Origin of the sequence: Pseudomonas sp. TKO26 (assembly GCF_003225665.1) — a bacterium.
GTDB classification, from domain to species: Bacteria; Pseudomonadota; Gammaproteobacteria; order Pseudomonadales; family Pseudomonadaceae; genus Aquipseudomonas; species Aquipseudomonas saponiphila.
Genome location: NZ_QKLN01000007.1, coordinates 58,024 through 73,804, shown reverse-complemented (window position 1 = coordinate 73,804; position 15,781 = coordinate 58,024). Strand labels below are relative to the sequence as shown.

Annotated in this window: 15 protein-coding genes; 11 read left to right on the top strand and 4 right to left on the bottom strand. The window is 63.2% G+C overall.

The window, feature by feature from the left end; genetic code table 11:
- Positions 1-23 precede the first annotated feature (23 nt).
- Positions 24-2,075, top strand: coding sequence for an oligopeptidase A (gene prlC / locus DNK59_RS12540; protein ID WP_092318165.1), 2,052 nt, complete (start codon positions 24-26; stop codon positions 2,073-2,075).
- A complete protein-coding gene (locus DNK59_RS12535; protein ID WP_060836855.1) occupies positions 2,072-2,350 on the top strand; it encodes a YheV family putative zinc ribbon protein in 279 nt (92 codons plus the stop codon). Before prlC ends, DNK59_RS12535 begins: the two co-directional genes overlap by 4 nt.
- A gap of 119 nt (positions 2,351-2,469) precedes the next feature.
- Here the strand turns inward: DNK59_RS12535 and DNK59_RS12530 are convergent, their stop codons facing one another.
- A complete protein-coding gene (locus tag DNK59_RS12530) occupies positions 2,470-3,129 on the bottom strand; it encodes a tyrosine-protein phosphatase (RefSeq protein WP_110723398.1) in 660 nt (219 codons plus the stop codon).
- A 291-nt stretch (positions 3,130-3,420) separates the two neighbouring features.
- Between DNK59_RS12530 and DNK59_RS12525 the strand changes: the two genes are divergently transcribed.
- Genes DNK59_RS12525 through DNK59_RS12515 form a run of 3 tightly spaced genes read left to right on the top strand, consistent with a single transcriptional unit; the run spans position 3,421 to position 7,274 of the window.
- Complete coding sequence (locus DNK59_RS12525) at positions 3,421-4,170, top strand: gluconate 2-dehydrogenase subunit 3 family protein (RefSeq protein ID WP_110723397.1); 750 nt, start codon at positions 3,421-3,423, stop codon at positions 4,168-4,170.
- A 2-nt stretch (positions 4,171-4,172) separates the two neighbouring features.
- Positions 4,173-5,957 carry a GMC family oxidoreductase gene (locus DNK59_RS12520; protein WP_110723396.1) on the top strand — a complete coding sequence of 595 codons (1,785 nt, stop codon included), beginning with the start codon at positions 4,173-4,175 and terminating at the stop codon, positions 5,955-5,957.
- 12 nt (positions 5,958-5,969) lie between these two features.
- A complete protein-coding gene (locus tag DNK59_RS12515; protein ID WP_110723395.1) occupies positions 5,970-7,274 on the top strand; it encodes a cytochrome c in 1,305 nt (434 codons plus the stop codon).
- Positions 7,275-7,320: 46 nt separating this feature from the next.
- Here DNK59_RS12515 and DNK59_RS12510 read toward each other — a convergent pair whose 3' ends face one another.
- On the bottom strand, positions 7,321-7,677 hold the full coding sequence (locus tag DNK59_RS12510) for a hypothetical protein (protein WP_110723394.1): 357 nt from the start codon (positions 7,675-7,677) through the stop codon (positions 7,321-7,323).
- Between the two features lie 197 nt (positions 7,678-7,874).
- Between DNK59_RS12510 and DNK59_RS12505 the strand changes: the two genes are divergently transcribed.
- A complete protein-coding gene (locus tag DNK59_RS12505) occupies positions 7,875-8,933 on the top strand; it encodes a PA0069 family radical SAM protein (RefSeq protein WP_110723393.1) in 1,059 nt (352 codons plus the stop codon).
- Between the two features lie 127 nt (positions 8,934-9,060).
- Positions 9,061-9,795, top strand: a complete 735-nt coding sequence (locus DNK59_RS12500; protein ID WP_092318187.1) for a carbonic anhydrase — start codon at positions 9,061-9,063, stop codon at positions 9,793-9,795.
- A gap of 315 nt (positions 9,796-10,110) precedes the next feature.
- Here DNK59_RS12500 and DNK59_RS12495 read toward each other — a convergent pair whose 3' ends face one another.
- Positions 10,111-10,761, bottom strand: coding sequence for a hypothetical protein (locus DNK59_RS12495; RefSeq protein WP_092318190.1), 651 nt, complete (start codon positions 10,759-10,761; stop codon positions 10,111-10,113).
- A gap of 370 nt (positions 10,762-11,131) precedes the next feature.
- Here DNK59_RS12495 and coxB point away from each other — a divergent pair, with 370 nt between their 5' ends.
- From coxB to DNK59_RS12475, 4 genes are all read left to right on the top strand, one after another.
- Positions 11,132-12,259, top strand: a complete 1,128-nt coding sequence (gene coxB / locus DNK59_RS12490) for a cytochrome c oxidase subunit II (RefSeq protein ID WP_110723392.1) — start codon at positions 11,132-11,134, stop codon at positions 12,257-12,259.
- Positions 12,260-12,341: 82 nt separating this feature from the next.
- Positions 12,342-13,937: a cytochrome c oxidase subunit I gene (gene ctaD, locus DNK59_RS12485; RefSeq protein ID WP_092318196.1), complete on the top strand. Its 1,596-nt coding sequence runs from the start codon at positions 12,342-12,344 to the stop codon at positions 13,935-13,937.
- A 99-nt stretch (positions 13,938-14,036) separates the two neighbouring features.
- A complete protein-coding gene (locus DNK59_RS12480; RefSeq protein ID WP_110723391.1) occupies positions 14,037-14,594 on the top strand; it encodes a cytochrome c oxidase assembly protein in 558 nt (185 codons plus the stop codon).
- A gap of 33 nt (positions 14,595-14,627) precedes the next feature.
- On the top strand, positions 14,628-15,515 hold the full coding sequence (locus DNK59_RS12475) for a cytochrome c oxidase subunit 3 (protein WP_110723390.1): 888 nt from the start codon (positions 14,628-14,630) through the stop codon (positions 15,513-15,515).
- Positions 15,516-15,540: 25 nt separating this feature from the next.
- On the opposite strand, the gene DNK59_RS12470 is transcribed toward DNK59_RS12475, so the two are convergent.
- The gene (locus DNK59_RS12470; RefSeq protein ID WP_092318205.1) at positions 15,541-15,744 is read right to left on the bottom strand and encodes a twin transmembrane helix small protein; all 204 of its coding nucleotides are present in this window, start codon (positions 15,742-15,744) and stop codon (positions 15,541-15,543) included.
- Positions 15,745-15,781: the final 37 nt, after the last annotated feature.

Below are 15,781 nucleotides of genomic sequence, written 5' to 3'. Positions count from 1 at the left end.
GACGCAATCTACAGGTGAATGCCTTGAGCTCCAGCAATCCCCTCCTGCAGGACTTCGACCTGCCGCCCTATTCCGCCATCCGTCCCGAGCATGTCCAGCCTGCCATCGAGACCCTGCTGGCCGACAACCGCGCGGCGATCGCGCAACTGCTTGAGCAGCAACAGGGCACGCCGACCTGGCAGGGCCTGGTACTGGCACTGGACGAACTGGGTGCCCGCCTGGGACGCGCGTGGAGCCCGGTGAGCCACCTGAACGCCGTGTGCAACAGCCCCGAGCTGCGCAGCGCCTACGAGGCTTGCCTGCCCATGCTGTCCGAGTACTGGACCGAGCAGGGGCAGAACCGCGAGCTCTTCAAGGCTTACGAGGCCCTGGCGAACAGCCCCGAGGCCGCGGGTTTCGATGTGGCGCAAAAGACCATTCTCGAACACACCCTGCGGGATTTCCGCTTGTCCGGCATCGACCTGCCGGCGGACCAGCAGCAGCGCTATGGCGAAATCCAGATGAAGCTGTCCGAGCTGGGCAGCCGTTTCTCCAACCAGTTGCTGGACGCCACCCAGGCCTGGACCAAGCACATCACCGATGAGGCGGCCCTGGCCGGCCTGACCGACTCGGCCAAGGCTCAGATGGCCGCCGCGGCCCAGGCCAAGGGCCTGGAAGGCTGGCTGATCACTCTGGAGTTCCCCAGCTACTACGCGGTAATGACCTACGCCCAGGACCGTGCCCTGCGTGAAGAGGTCTATGCCGCCTACTGCACCCGGGCGTCGGATCAAGGCCCCAACGCTGGTCAGAACGATAACGGCCCGGTGATGGAAGAGATCCTCGACCTGCGTCAGGAACTGGCCAGGCTCCTGGGCTTTGCCAGCTTTTCCGAACTCAGCCTGGCCACCAAGATGGCCGAGTCCAGCGATCAGGTGCTGAGTTTCCTGCGGGACCTGGCCAAGCGCAGCAAACCGTTCGCCGCCCGGGACCTGGAGCAGCTCAAGGCCTATGCCGCCGAACAGGGCTGCCCCGACCTGCAAAGCTGGGACAGCGGTTTCTATGGCGAGAAGCTGCGCGAGCAGCGTTACAGCGTTTCCCAGGAAGCCTTGCGCGCCTATTTCCCCATCGACAAGGTGCTCACCGGCCTGTTCGCCATCGTCCAGCGCCTGTACGGCATCGAGATCGCCGAGCAGCAAGGCTTCGACAGCTGGCACCCGGACGTGCGCCTGTTCGAGATCAAGGAAAACGGCCAGCACGTCGGTCGCTTCTTCTTCGACCTCTATGCCCGTGCCAACAAGCGTGGCGGTGCCTGGATGGACGGCGCCCGTGATCGTCGCCGCACCCTTGGCGGTGAGTTGCAGAGTCCGGTGGCCAACCTGGTGTGCAACTTCACTCCGGCCGACAGCGGCAAGCCTGCGCTGCTGACCCACGACGAAGTCACCACCCTGTTCCACGAATTCGGCCATGGCCTGCACCACCTGCTGACCCGGGTCGAGCATGCCGGAGTTTCCGGGATCAATGGCGTGGCCTGGGACGCGGTGGAGCTGCCGAGCCAGTTCATGGAAAACTGGTGCTGGGAGCCCGAAGGCCTGGCGCTGATCTCCGGCCACTACGAAACCGGCGAGCCGCTGCCCCAGGATCTGCTGCAGAAGATGCTGGCGGCGAAGAACTTCCAGTCCGGGCTGATGATGGTGCGCCAGCTGGAGTTCTCGCTGTTCGACTTCGAACTGCATGCCACCCATGGCGACGGCCGCAGCGTGCTGCAGGTGCTGGAAACCGTGCGCGACGAGGTTTCGGTGATGCGTCCGCCGGCCTACAACCGCTTCCCCAACAGCTTTGCGCACATTTTCGCCGGCGGTTATGCCGCGGGTTACTACAGCTACAAGTGGGCAGAAGTGCTGTCGGCCGACGCCTTCTCCAGGTTCGAGGAAGACGGTGTGCTCAACCCGGACACTGGGCGTGCGTTCCGCGAGGCGATCCTGGCCCGTGGCGGTTCCCAGGAGCCGATGGTGCTGTTCGTCGATTTCCGCGGACGGGCGCCGTCGATTGACGCACTCTTGCGCCATAGCGGCCTCAGCGAGGACGCGGCAGCATGAGTGATGCACCCGTGAAGACCAAGAAACGCTTTATCGCCGGGGCGGTGTGCCCGGCGTGCAGTGAGCAGGACAAGCTGATGATGTGGAGCGAGGACGACGTACCCCATCGCGAATGCGTGGCCTGTGGCTATGCCGACACCCTCAACGCCCAGGGGCTGTCGGTGCCCAAGGAACTGGGAACCCGGGTCAACCACGCGGCCCCCAAGGCCGCCGACACCAAGGTGCAATCGGTGCAGTTTTTCCCCAACCCCAAGTTGAAGAAAAAAACCGACTGACCAGGCAGTAAAAAGCCGGCTCCCCCGCGGGAGCCGGCTTGCCGGCGAAGCGATTCGCCACCCTTCCCTTGCCACCTGCGCTTTCGCGAGCAAGCTCGCTCCTACAGAGGGTGCGGTGCTTAGTGGCTCAGCGGCTTGGTCGCGCCCACTGTTTCGAACCAGCTCTTCACCGAACAGGTGGCGAACACGCTGGTGCTGCAGTCGCCATTGGCCAGCGCGGTGCGCAACTTGTCGACATCAGCCTGCATCATGTAGCGAATGCCGTCCTTGAAGTGGGAACTGTCGCCAAATCCGCCCTGCGTCATTTCATTCAGTGCTTCCTCTTTGCTCCAACCCTGGACCACCACTCGATACATGGCCGACATCAAGCCGGTGCGGTCCGAGCCATGTTTGCAGTGCATCAGCACCGGGCCCTGGGCTTCGGCGCTCTGGATGGCGCGCAGGGCCTTGAGCACGTCGGCGTCATCCACATGGTTGGTGCGGTAGGGCAACTGCACCTGGTTGATGCCCGGACTCGACAGCCAGTTGGAGTCGGACTCCGGAAGGAAGTTGATCACGGTCCCGACCTTGAGTTTTTCCAGCAGGGGCACCGCACCCTTGTCCGGCAGGGCGCTGCGGTACAGGGTCGGCGACATCTGATACAGGTTGTATTGCTTTTCCACCGGTTGGGCCCATTGCTCCGGGCGATTGGCGGGAGTATCGGCAGCCTGGGCCTGCGGTCCGGCGATCAGTGCCAGCAGCGACAGACAAAGTGCAGGAATGAAGCGGGTTCTGGACATGTGAGGGTCACTGATTGAGGGCATTGAATGTCATGCAGTGTCCGCTGCGTTCGGTCAAAGCCCTGTGAGCCCGCTGTCAAAGAAATGTGAAGCTGATGGGCCACATCCGGCCGCTTGCGATCTTTTTCCGCCTGAAACGATTCATCCAGATGCTTAGCCTGCTACCATTTGTAACCAAAGTTTGCTGATGTGTTCATCCACCGGGCCCGGCCCGGCTTTTTGCGTTGCCCAAACATAAAGTCGCGCCATGACGCGGCTGACCAATCCATCAATGCCTGATGAGGTGCACCGATGTCCGATCAAGATCGAGACAACCCGCGGCGTGAGTTCTTGCGTAAATCCCTGACCTTGATCCCCGTGGTCACTGTTGCCAGTACCGGCCTGGGCAGTTCCATGCTGGCGGCGGCCCCCGAGGCGGTCGCCCCCGCCAGGCCGGCGTCGGCCAAGCTGCCCAGCGCCAGCCTGAGCTATGAGCCGAGCTACTTCAGCGCCGAAGAGTGGGCCTTCATCAAGGCCGCGGTGGAACGCCTGATCCCGGCGGACGAAATGGGGCCAGGTGCCCTGGAAGCCGGGGTGCCGGAGTACATCGACCGACAAATGAACACGCCCTACGCCGCCGGTGCCCTGTGGTACATGCAAGGCCCGTTCAAGGCCGACGCCGCGCCGGAGATGGGCTGGCAGAGCAAGCTGGTGCCCAAGGACATCTATCGCCTGGGCATTGCCGCTGTGGATGCATGGTGCAAAGACCTCAAGGGTCAAGTTTTTGCCGCGCAAGACAGCGCTACCCGAGACGCTTTGCTCAAGCAACTGGAGGCCGGAACCCCGCAATTCGAGGCGGTCCCGGCCAAGCTTTTCTTCAATCTGCTGTTGCAGAACACCAAGGAAGGCTTCTTCAGCGATCCGATCCACGGCGGCAACAAGGGCCTGGTGGGCTGGACCCTGATCGGCTTTCCCGGTGCGCGCGCCGATTTCATGGACTGGGTGGAGCGCAACGAGCAATACCCCTTCCCGGCAGTATCGATTCGCGGCGAGAGGGCTTGAGCATGGCCACAGTGATGAAGAAGGTCGACGCGGTGATCGTCGGTTTCGGCTGGACTGGCGCGATCATGGCCAAGGAGCTGACCGAGGCCGGGCTCAACGTGCTGGCGCTGGAGCGCGGGCCGATGCAGGACACCTACCCCGACGGCAGCTATCCCCAGGTGATCGATGAACTCACCTACAGCGTGCGCAAGAAACTCTTCCAGGACATTTCCAAAGAGACGGTGACCATTCGCCACAGCGTCAACGAGGTAGCGCTACCCAATCGACAACTGGGTGCCTTCCTGCCGGGTAATGGCGTGGGTGGCGCCGGCCTGCACTGGTCCGGGGTGCACTTTCGGGTCGATCCCATCGAGCTGCGCATGCGCAGCCACTACGAAGAACGCTACGGCAAGGCCTTCATCCCCAAGGACATGACCATCCAGGACTTCGGCGTCAGTTATGAAGAGCTGGAGCCGTTCTTCGACTTCGCCGAAAAGGTCTTCGGCACCTCGGGCCAGGCCTGGACCGTGAAAGGCCAGCGGGTGGGCGAAGGTAAAGGCGGCAACCCCTATGCCCCGGATCGTTCGGACCACTTCCCGCTGGAGTCGCAGAAGAACACCTATTCCGCACAGCTGTTTCAGAAAGCCGCCAATGAAGTGGGCTACAAACCCTACAACCTGCCGTCGGCCAATACCTCGGGGCCTTACACCAATCCCTACGGTGCGCAGATGGGCCCGTGCAACTTCTGCGGATTCTGCAGCGGCTACGTCTGCTACATGTATTCCAAGGCCTCGCCCAACGTGAACATTCTGCCGGCCCTCAAGCCGCTGCCGAATTTCGAGTTGCGCCCCAATTCCCACGTGCTCAAGGTCAACCTCGACAGCAGCAAGACCCGCGCCACCGGCGTCACCTATGTCGATGGCCAGGGCCGCGAGATCGAACAGCCGGCGGACCTGGTGATCCTCGGCGCCTTCCAGTTGCACAACGTGCGGCTGATGCTGCTGTCGGGCATCGGCAAGCCCTACGACCCGATCAGCGGCGAAGGGGTGGTGGGCAGGAACTTCGCCTACCAGAACATGGCCACCATCAAGGCCTATTTCGACAAGGACGTGCACACCAACAACTTCATCGGCGCCGGCGGCAACGGCGTGGCGGTGGACGATTTCAACGCCGACAACTTCGACCATGGGCCCCATGGCTTCGTCGGCGGCTCGCCGATGTGGGTCAACCAGGCCGGCAGCCGGCCGATTGCCGGCACCTCGAACCCGCCGGGCACCCCGGCCTGGGGCAGCGCCTGGAAAAAAGCCACGGCCGACTACTACACCCACCAGGTGTCGATGGACGCCCACGGCGCGCATCAGTCCTACCGTGGCAACTACCTGGATCTGGACCCGGTGTACCGCGATGCCTACGGCATGCCCCTGCTGCGGATGACCTTCGACTGGCAGGAAAATGACATCAAGATGAACCGCTTCATGGTCGAGAAGATGGGCAAGATTGCCGAGGCGATGAACCCCAAGGCCATCGCCCGGCTGGGCAAGCAGGTGGGGGAGCGCTTCAACACCGCGTCCTACCAGACCACCCACCTGAACGGTGGCGCGATCATGGGCACCGACCCCAAGACCAGCGCCCTGAACCGCTACTTGCAGAGCTGGGACGTGCACAACGTCTTCGTTCCCGGGGCTTCGGCCTTCCCTCAGGGCCTGGGCTACAACCCCACCGGCCTGGTGGCGGCGCTGACCTACTGGTCGGCCCGGGCGATCCGCGAGCAGTACCTGAAGAACCCCGGCCCGCTGGTGCAGGCATAAGGAGCGATGACCATGAAAGCACTCGTTATCGCCACCCTGGCCCTGCTGGGCAGCGCCTCTGCCAGCGCCGCCGAAGTGGATCAGCAGGCCCTGGTGCAACAGGGCGAATACCTGGCCCGCGCCGGTGACTGCGTGGCCTGCCACACCGCCAAGGACGGCAAGCCGTTCGCCGGCGGCCTGCCCATGGAAACCCCCATTGGCGTGATCTATTCCACCAACATCACCCCGGACAAGACCGGCATCGGCGACTACAGCTTCGAGGACTTCGACCAGGCCGTGCGCCACGGCGTAGCCAAGGGCGGCAGTACCCTGTACCCGGCCATGCCCTTCCCCTCCTATGCCCGGGTCAGCGACGCCGACATGCGGGCGCTCTACGCCTACTTCATGCAAGGCGTGGCCCCGGTGGCCAGGGACAACCAGGACAGCGACATTCCCTGGCCCCTGAGCATGCGCTGGCCGTTGGCGATCTGGCGCTGGATGTTCGCCCCCAGTGTGGAGACTTCGACGGTCGCCGCTGGCAGTGATCCTGTCATCAGTCGTGGCGCCTACCTGGTGGAAGGCCTTGGCCACTGTGGCGCCTGCCACACGCCACGGGCCCTGACCATGCAGGAAAAGGCCCTGAGCGCCAGCGATGGCAGTGCTTTCCTTGCCGGCAGCGCGCCGCTGGAAGGCTGGATCGCCAAGAACCTGCGGGGCGATCACCAGGACGGCCTGGGCAGTTGGAGCGAAGAACAACTGGTGCAGTTCCTCAAGACCGGGCGCAGTGATCGCAGCGCGGTGTTTGGCGGCATGAGCGATGTGGTGGTGCACAGCATGCAGTACATGAGCGAGGCCGACCTGACGGCGATCGCCCGCTACCTCAAGTCGCTGCCGGCCGGTGATCCCAACAACCCGCCGCAGCAGTACGACAAGCAGGTGGCCCAAGCCCTGTGGAAGGGTGACGACAGCAAGCCCGGCGCGGCGGTGTACATCGACAACTGCGCGGCCTGCCATCGCACCGACGGCCACGGCTACACCCGGGTGTTCCCGGCGCTGGCGGGTAATCCGGTGCTGCAGTCGGCGGATGCCACCTCGCTGATCCACATCGTGCTCAAGGGCGGCACGTTGCCGGCCACCCACAGTGCGCCGTCGACCTTCAGCATGCCGCCCTTCGCCTGGCGCCTGTCGGACCAGGAGGTGGCCGACGTGGTCAACTTCATCCGCAGCAGCTGGGGCAACCAAGCCTCGCCAGTCACCCCCGGGAATGTTGCGGCGCTGCGCAATGGCGACCTGCAGAGCACATCCAACGATGATTTGGGGCCGTTCAGCCGTCACTAGCGTCAAGGCCGGCGCCCGCTGCGGGCGTCGGTCCGACGGTGGCTGTTCAGCCTTGGCTGAAGCGCTGGATGCCCAAGCGGCTTTGCAGCTGATAGCCGGCGATGCAGTCCGCCAGCCCGGCGTTCATCAGGTCTTCCCAGCTGGCGGGGAGCAGGCCGATGCCATCGTGGTGGGGGCTCCAGCGCACCTCGGCGAACTTCGGGTCCGCTTCATCGAAGGGCTGCTGGCTGCTCACCGTGGCCTTTTCGATGTCCTGGGTGCACAGCTCGAATTCACAGGCCAGGCCCCAGAGCTGGCCATCAGGGGCCCTGACTATGATCAGGTCGGCACCTTGTTCGTAGCTGGGGAGGTAGGCATCTGCCGCGTAGAAGATCTTTTCCAGCGTGCCGGGCGTCCTGGGCATATTTGCGCTCCTGTTCTTTGAGCCTGCCTTATACCCTAACGCGGCAAATCGGTAGGAGCCGGCTTGCCGGCGAAGGTGCGGTACGGCCTGCGTCGGGCGGGGAAGGTTCGCTTGCGCGGTGGGGTTTCGGTCCGGCGGTGCTGGCAAGATAAATCCGACTCCATTACTGTATGCCCATACAGTAATGGAGCGCTCCCATGTTCACTCCCCTGCCTCCCCGTGGTCGTGGTACCGCGAGCAATCCGCACAACCGTTTCGCGCCCAAGCGTTCGGTGGCCGAGGACGACGGCTGGTACCAGGAGGTGCCGCTGACCCAGGGCACCGAAGTGCGTTTTGAGACGGCGAAATCCATCATCACCCGCAACAGTTCGCCGGACCTGCCCTTCGATCGTTCGATCAACCCCTATCGCGGCTGCGAGCATGGTTGCATCTACTGCTATGCGCGACCCAGCCACGCTTACTGGGACCTGTCGCCGGGGCTGGACTTTGAAACCAAGCTGATCGCCAAGAGCAACGCCGCCGCCCTGCTGGAGCAGCAGTTGTCCAAGCCCGGTTATCGCTGCGCGCCGATCAACCTGGGGTCCAACACCGATCCCTATCAGCCCATCGAGCGCGAGCAGAAACTGACCCGGCGCACCCTGGAAGTGCTGCTGCGCTATCGGCACCCGGTGACCATCGTCACCAAGGGGTCGCTGATCCTGCGGGACCTGGACCTGTTGGCCGAACTGGCCCGGCAGCGGCTGGTGGCGGTGATGATCAGCCTGACCACCCTGGACGATGAGTTGAAGCGCATTCTCGAACCCCGGGCGGCGGCGCCCAAGGCGCGATTGCGGGCGATCCGGGTGATGCGTGAAGCAGGTATTCCGGTCGGGGTGCTGTGTTCACCGATGATCCCGATGATCAACGACAGCGAGCTGGAAAGCCTGCTTGCCGAGGCCCATGCCGCCGGGGCGCAAAGTGCGGCCTACATGATGCTGCGGCTGCCCCTGGAAGTGGCGCCGCTGTTCGAGGAATGGCTGGCGGCGCATTACCCGCAGCGCGCCGCCCACGTGTTCAGCCTGATCCGCCAGAGCCGCGGCGGTGAGCTGTATGACAGTCGTTTTGGCAGCCGCATGCGCGGCGAGGGACCTTTCGCCGAGTTGCTGGCCCAGCGTTTTGCCAAGGCTCTCAAGCGTCTGGGGCTCAATCGCCGCGAGGGGTTCGATCTCGACTGTTCGGCCTTCTGTCCGCCGGGCGGACAGATGTCGTTGCTGTGAACGACGTTGGCCTATCGTTGAGTGACCCAGTGGTCGCGGGTGGCGGCTCGGTTATTTCTTAATCGATTACTGGCGTCGTGCCGGATAATTCTGGAAAATTCACCAAATCCGACAGAGAGGCTGAATCATGAGTGACAAAGATAAACAGCCGTTGGCTGCGTCGGCTCCGGCACCCACCGAGGTTGGCGAAACCGCCGATGCAGCGCTGCAGCATATCGTTGACGGCTTTTTGCATTTTCATCATGAAGTCTTCCCGCAGCAGGAAGAGTTGTTCAAGAAACTGGCCACGGCCCAGCGGCCGAGGGCGATGTTCATTGCCTGTGCCGATTCGCGCATCGTTCCCGAACTCATCACCCAAAGCTCCCCGGGCGACCTGTTCGTGACCCGCAACGTGGGTAACGTGGTGCCGCCTTACGGGCAGATGAACGGTGGTGTGTCGACGGCGATCGAGTACGCGGTGCTGGCCCTGGGTGTGCATCACATTATCGTCTGCGGGCATTCGGACTGCGGCGCCATGCGCGCGGTGCTCAACCCCCAGAGCCTGGAGAAGATGCCCACGGTCAAGGCCTGGCTGCGCCATGCCGAAGTGGCGCGGACCATGGTCCACGAGAACTGCGATTGCGCCGACGAGTCCTCCAGCATGCATGTGCTGACCGAAGAGAACGTCATCGCCCAGTTGCAGCACCTGCGCACCCACCCTTCCGTGGCCTCGCGCATGGCCAACGGCCAGTTGTTCATCCATGGCTGGGTCTATGACATCGAAACCAGCTCGATCAAGGCCTATGACGCGGACAAGGGCTGTTTCCTGCCGCTCGATGGCAGCCACCCGATCCCGGTTGCCACGCCCAAAGCGCGTTTCTAAATTCCCTTGAGTGCTAGCAGCCAGGGCCGCCGTTTGGTGGCCCTGGCTTGGCCACGCCCGAAGTACAGCCAGGAGCAGGGTGCACGCTGCCCTGCCTTGGCAACTGCTGGTAGGCGGGAGTCGGGCCGGCTGCGCCAGGGGCTTGCGGCTGCTGATCGAAACACGGGGAGTGAAGCGGCGCCTGGAAGGCTGGTCGAGCACCACGGGTGGGCACTGCAGGGCAAGAGGCTGGACCGAAGGTTGGGCGCGCGGCGCTCGCAGAGGGCCGGCCCTTCGCCACAAGGCTCGTTGCGAGCCTTGCTGGCGAGGCGTGGGTCAGGCGGCGGGCTGGTCCAGTTCCAGTTCCACGCCCAGTTGGCGCGACAGGCAGGGCCAGCGTTTCCAGGCGGCCTCGGTATCCGGGCTGCTGAGCTTCTCGCGGTAGGCTTCGACTGACTCCAGGGCGAAGCTCTCTTCGTTGAGCATCGCGTCGACTGCGTGGTGCACCGCTTCGTCCAGCTGGTTGGCGAAGGTTTCGCCGATCAGTTGGTGGGCGATGAGGTTGGCGACTGTCATGTCCAGGGGGATCAGCGGACGGCCGAAATGCTTGATGTACAGGTCGTTGACTTCCTCCACCAGGCGCAGGGCCAGGTAGGCTTCGTCCAGCAGGCTGTCGAGGCCGACGTGGCCGTCCATGATGGCCGGCGGCTGGAGGAAGAATTGCTCGGCGATCTTCAGTACAGGCTTGATCTGCGACTCGATGCCGGCTTCGCGGGCCACCGCGTTGGCGGCGTCCAGCAGGTCCGGAACCTGGTCGATGTAGGCGCTGACGAAACGGGTCAGGACGCCCTTGGCGTCGACTTCGGGCAGCTGGATGGAGGGGTGCAGGTGAGGCAGTTGCGTTTCCAGCTGACGGGCCAGGAGGCCCGTGCTGGCTTCGTGTTGCTGGGCCAGCTGGATCTGCTCGCGCAATGCGACGGTGTTCATGAAAACTCCAGGGACAAGGACATGAATAGGGAGCACATAAGTTAGCGTGCTTACAAAAGCGGTTAAGACGCATTTGTCATAATTATTTCATGCTTAGTCATCGCGGTTATATCGCTGTATTCGCCCCTGCTCCCTACCCCTTTTCCGCCGTGGCCTGCAAAGCCCTTCCCCGGCGTTTCAAGTGATTTATGCCAGCGCGTTGCGAGGTGAGAGCCGCTGTCTATACTCGCCAATGAATGAAGTTAGCTGATGACGCTCGACTGCAGACGCAGCGAGGCCCCGGCCGGTTTAAGTTCGTAGTCTAGGCAGCCGCTCCCTTGCCGCAGGTGTTGAGCCTCCGGGATAACAAGAACGATAAGGGGAACCCGCAATGATGCGACATCCACATGTCTGGATGGGCCTGCTGTTGTGGTCGGTATTCAGCCAGGCGCAAGCCGCCTGGACGGTGAACATGACGCCAGGGGCTACCGAGATAAGCCACGCGGTATTCGACCTGCACATGACCATCTTCTGGATCTGTGTGGTGATCGGGATCATCGTCTTCGGCGCGATGTTCTGGTCGATGATCGTGCACCGTCGCTCCACCGGCCAGGTCCCGGCCCGTTTCCACGAAAGCACCACGGTGGAAATCCTCTGGACCATCATTCCCTTCCTGATCCTGGTGGCCATGGCCGTGCCCGCCACGGCGACGCTGATCAAGATGTACGACACCAGCGAGCCGGATGTGGACATCCAGATCACCGGCTACCAGTGGAAGTGGCACTACAAGTACCTGGGCCAGGATGTGGAGTTCTTCAGTAACCTGGCCACTCCCGCCGAGCAGATCCACAACAAGACCGCCAAGGGCGAGCACTACCTGTTGGAAGTCGACCAGCCGCTGGTGCTGCCGGTGGGGGCCAAGGTGCGCTTTTTGGTGACCGCCGCCGACGTCATCCACTCCTGGTGGGTGCCGGCCTTCGCGGTCAAGCGTGATGCCATCCCCGGCTTCGTCAACGAGGCCTGGACCCGGGTCGACAAGCCCGGCATCTATCGCGGCCAGTGCGCCGAGCTGTGCGGCAAGGACCACGGCTTCATGCCGATCGTGGTCGACGTCAAGAGCCAGGCCGACTACGACACCTGGCTCGGCGAACGCAAGGCCGAGGCGGCCAAGCTCAAGGAGCTGACCAGCAAGGAATGGACCCTCGACGAACTGGTGGCCCGTGGCGACAAGATCTACCACACCACTTGCGTCGCCTGTCACCAGGCCGAGGGCCAGGGCCTGCCACCGATGTTCCCGGCGCTCAAGGGGTCGAAGATCGCCACCGGTCCCAAGGAAGCTCACCTGAGCCTGGTGTTCCACGGCAAGCCGGGCACCGCCATGGCGGCTTTCGGCAAGCAGCTCTCGGAAGTCGACATCGCCGCCGTGGTCACCTACGAACGCAACGCCTGGGGCAACAACAAGGGCGACATGGTGACGCCCAAGGATGTCCTGGCGCTGAAACAGGCGGAAAGCAAATGAGCCGGTTAATCGAGTATTTGCGCAAGCGGTCGCGGCACGTCGCTGCCGATCATCCCGTCCATTCGCTCGCAGGAGACAGGACATGAGTGCTGTGATCGATGACCACGGCCACGCCGGCCATGATGACCACGCCCATGGTCCCGCCAAGGGCCTGATGCGCTGGGTGCTGACCACCAACCACAAGGACATCGGCACCCTGTACCTGTGGTTCAGCTTCTGCATGTTTCTCCTTGGCGGTTCGTTCGCCATGGTGATCCGTGCCGAACTGTTCCAGCCCGGGCTGCAGATCGTCGAGCCGGCATTCTTCAACCAGATGACCACCATGCACGGCCTGGTGATGGTCTTCGGCGCGGTGATGCCGGCCTTCGTCGGCCTGGCCAACTGGATGATCCCGCTGATGATCGGCGCCCCGGACATGGCCCTGCCGCGGATGAACAACTTCAGCTTCTGGCTGCTGCCGGCGGCCTTCCTGCTGCTGGTGTCGACCCTGTTCATGCCCGGCGGCGGGCCGAACTTCGGTTGGACCTTCTACGCCCCGCTGTCCACCACCTACGCCCCGGAAAGCGTGACCTTCTTCATCTTTGCCATTCACCTGATGGGCATCAGCTCGATCATGGGCGCGATCAACGTGATCGCCACCATCCTCAACCTGCGTGCCCCGGGCATGACCCTGATGAAGATGCCGCTGTTCGTCTGGACCTGGCTGATCACCGCGTTCCTGCTGATTGCGGTGATGCCGGTGCTGGCCGGCTGCGTGACCATGATGCTGATGGACATCCACTTCGGCACCAGCTTCTTCAGTGCCGCCGGCGGCGGTGACCCGGTCTTGTTCCAGCACGTGTTCTGGTTCTTCGGCCACCCCGAGGTGTACATCATGATCCTGCCGGCCTTCGGCGCCGTCAGCTCGATCATTCCGACCTTCAGCCGCAAGCCGCTGTTCGGCTACACCTCGATGGTCTACGCCACCGGGGCGATCGCCTTCCTGTCGTTCATCGTCTGGGCGCACCACATGTTCGTGGTCGGCATCCCGCTGGTGGGCGAGCTGTTCTTCATGTACGCCACCCTGCTGATCGCCGTGCCCACCGGGGTCAAGGTGTTCAACTGGGTGAGCACCATGTGGCAGGGTTCGCTGACCTTCGAGACGCCGATGCTGTTCGCCGTGGCCTTCGTCATTCTGTTCACCATCGGCGGCTTCTCCGGGCTGATGCTGGCCATCGCCCCGGCGGACTTCCAGTACCAGGACACCTACTTCGTGGTGGCCCACTTCCACTACGTGCTGGTGCCGGGAGCGATCTTCGGGATCTTCGCCTCGGCCTATTACTGGCTGCCCAAGTGGACCGGGCACATGTACGACGAAACCCTGGGCAAGCTGCATTTCTGGCTGTCCTTCGTCGGCATGAACATGGCGTTCTTCCCCATGCATTTCGTCGGGCTGGCGGGCATGCCACGGCGGATTCCGGACTACAACCTGCAGTTCGCCGACTTCAACATGGTGTCCTCCATCGGCGCCTTCACCTTCGGCGCCACGCAGATCTTCTTCCTGTTCATCGTCATCAAGTGCATTCGCGGTGGCAAACCGGCCCCGGCCAAGCCGTGGGAAGGTGCCGAGGGCCTGGAGTGGAGCATCCCTTCGCCGGCGCCGTACCACACCTTTGTCACCCCACCGGAAGTGAAATGAACCGCTGGGCTGTAGGAGCGAGCTCGCTCGCGAAGGCGCCAGAACCTGGTGCCCGGTTCGCCGGCAAGCCGGCTCCTACAGATTAGGGAGGAGGTTGAGATGGCCGAAGTCTCGCTGAAGAAACTGGTGACCCGCCTGTTGCTGGTGGTGGCGGCGATGTTCGTCTTCGGTTTTGCCCTGGTGCCGATCTACGACGTGATGTGCAAGGCCCTGGGCATCAATGGCAAGACCGGAGGGCAGTACGCGGACCAGAGCCAGCAGGTGGATGAGTCGCGCCAGGTGCGGGTGCAGTTCCTGTCCACCAACGCCATCGACATGGTCTGGGATTTCTACCCCAAGGCCGATGACATCGTGGTCCATCCGGGGGCGGTGAACGAGATGATCTTCATCGCCCGCAACCCCAGTGATCACCCGATGAGCGCTCAGGCCATCCCGAGCATTTCCCCCAGCAGCGCGGCCATGTACTTCCACAAGACCGAGTGTTTCTGCTTCACCCAGCAGGTGCTGCAGCCCGGGGAGAAGATCGAGATGCCGGTGCGTTTCATCGTTGACCGCGACATGCCCAAGGATGTGAAGCACCTGACGCTGGCTTACACGCTGTTCGATATCACCGCGCGTCATCCACCCGTGGCGGCGACCGCCAAGACCGGTGGATAGACGATCTGGCGTGCCCGATAAGGAGAACGACCCATGGCGACTCATGAGCACTATTACGTTCCGGCCCAGAGCAAGTGGCCGATCATCGCGACGGTGGGCATGTTCGTCACCGTGTTCGGCCTGGCGACCTGGTTCAACGATCTGAAGGCGGCGCGCCCGGAATCCCACGGGCCACTGATCTTTTTCGTCGGCGGCCTGCTGCTGGCCTACATGCTGTTCGGCTGGTTCGGCGCGGTGGTCAAGGAAAGTCGCGCCGGGCTGTACAGCGCCCAGCTCGATCGCTCGTTCCGCTGGGGCATGAGCTGGTTCATCTTCTCCGAAGTGATGTTCTTCATGGCCTTCTTCGGTGCGCTGTTCTATGTGCGGCACCTGTCCGGGCCCTGGCTCGGCGGTGAGGGGCACAAGGGCATCGCCCATATGCTCTGGCCGAACTTCGAGTTCGTCTGGCCGTTGCTCGACAACCCCGACCCGAAACTCTTTCCATCGCCCAAGGGCACCATCAGCCCCTGGGGCCTGCCGCTGCTCAACACCGTGCTGCTGGTCAGTTCCAGCGTCACCGTGACCATCGCCCACCATGCCCTGAAGAAAGGCCATCGCGGTGCGCTGAAGATCTGGCTGGCGCTGACCGTGCTGCTGGGCTGCGCCTTCCTCGGCTTCCAGGCCGAGGAATACATCCACGCCTATCACGAACTGGGGCTGACCCTGGGCTCGGGGATCTACGGCGCGACCTTCTTCATGCTCACCGGGTTCCACGGGGCCCACGTGACCATCGGCACCTTGATCCTGTTCGTGATGCTGATGCGCATCCTGCGCGGGCATTTCGACGCCGAGCATCAGTTCGGCTTCGAGGCGGCCAGCTGGTACTGGCACTTCGTCGATGTGGTGTGGATCGGCCTGTTCGTCTTCGTCTACGTGCTCTGAGGCGCTGTTCAGGAGTTGCTGCGCCCTACCAGGGCGCGTGGGACACCAGTTGGCCGCTGAAGAAACCCCAGGCGATCAGGCCCACGGTGATCGCGGCCAGGCACACCCGAACACTCAGGGCGGTCACCAGGCGCTTGGATTGGCTGTCGTCCTTGACCAGAAAGAACAGGCCGCTGAACAGGCTGATCACCGTGGCAATCAGCATCAGGACGATGGCTGCTTTGAGCATGGTGGGACTCCGGGGGGAACGCGATGTACAGCAGTAT

What these genes read in the sequence shown, in the direction of transcription:
- DNK59_RS12535 (WP_060836855.1), top strand. Translation starts at nt 2,072, where the DNA reads ATGAGTGATGCACCCGTGAAGACCAAGAAACGCTTTATCGCCGGGGCG.
- DNK59_RS12530 (WP_110723398.1), bottom strand. Translation starts at nt 3,129, where the DNA reads ATGTCCAGAACCCGCTTCATTCCTGCACTTTGTCTGTCGCTGCTGGCA.
- DNK59_RS12525 (WP_110723397.1), top strand. Translation starts at nt 3,421, where the DNA reads ATGTCCGATCAAGATCGAGACAACCCGCGGCGTGAGTTCTTGCGTAAA.
- DNK59_RS12520 (WP_110723396.1), top strand. Translation starts at nt 4,173, where the DNA reads ATGGCCACAGTGATGAAGAAGGTCGACGCGGTGATCGTCGGTTTCGGC.
- DNK59_RS12515 (WP_110723395.1), top strand. Translation starts at nt 5,970, where the DNA reads ATGAAAGCACTCGTTATCGCCACCCTGGCCCTGCTGGGCAGCGCCTCT.
- DNK59_RS12510 (WP_110723394.1), bottom strand. Translation starts at nt 7,677, where the DNA reads ATGCCCAGGACGCCCGGCACGCTGGAAAAGATCTTCTACGCGGCAGAT.
- DNK59_RS12505 (WP_110723393.1), top strand. Translation starts at nt 7,875, where the DNA reads ATGTTCACTCCCCTGCCTCCCCGTGGTCGTGGTACCGCGAGCAATCCG.
- DNK59_RS12500 (WP_092318187.1), top strand. Translation starts at nt 9,061, where the DNA reads ATGAGTGACAAAGATAAACAGCCGTTGGCTGCGTCGGCTCCGGCACCC.
- DNK59_RS12495 (WP_092318190.1), bottom strand. Translation starts at nt 10,761, where the DNA reads ATGAACACCGTCGCATTGCGCGAGCAGATCCAGCTGGCCCAGCAACAC.
- coxB (WP_110723392.1), top strand. Translation starts at nt 11,132, where the DNA reads ATGATGCGACATCCACATGTCTGGATGGGCCTGCTGTTGTGGTCGGTA.
- ctaD (WP_092318196.1), top strand. Translation starts at nt 12,342, where the DNA reads ATGAGTGCTGTGATCGATGACCACGGCCACGCCGGCCATGATGACCAC.
- DNK59_RS12480 (WP_110723391.1), top strand. Translation starts at nt 14,037, where the DNA reads ATGGCCGAAGTCTCGCTGAAGAAACTGGTGACCCGCCTGTTGCTGGTG.
- DNK59_RS12475 (WP_110723390.1), top strand. Translation starts at nt 14,628, where the DNA reads ATGGCGACTCATGAGCACTATTACGTTCCGGCCCAGAGCAAGTGGCCG.
- DNK59_RS12470 (WP_092318205.1), bottom strand. Translation starts at nt 15,744, where the DNA reads ATGCTCAAAGCAGCCATCGTCCTGATGCTGATTGCCACGGTGATCAGC.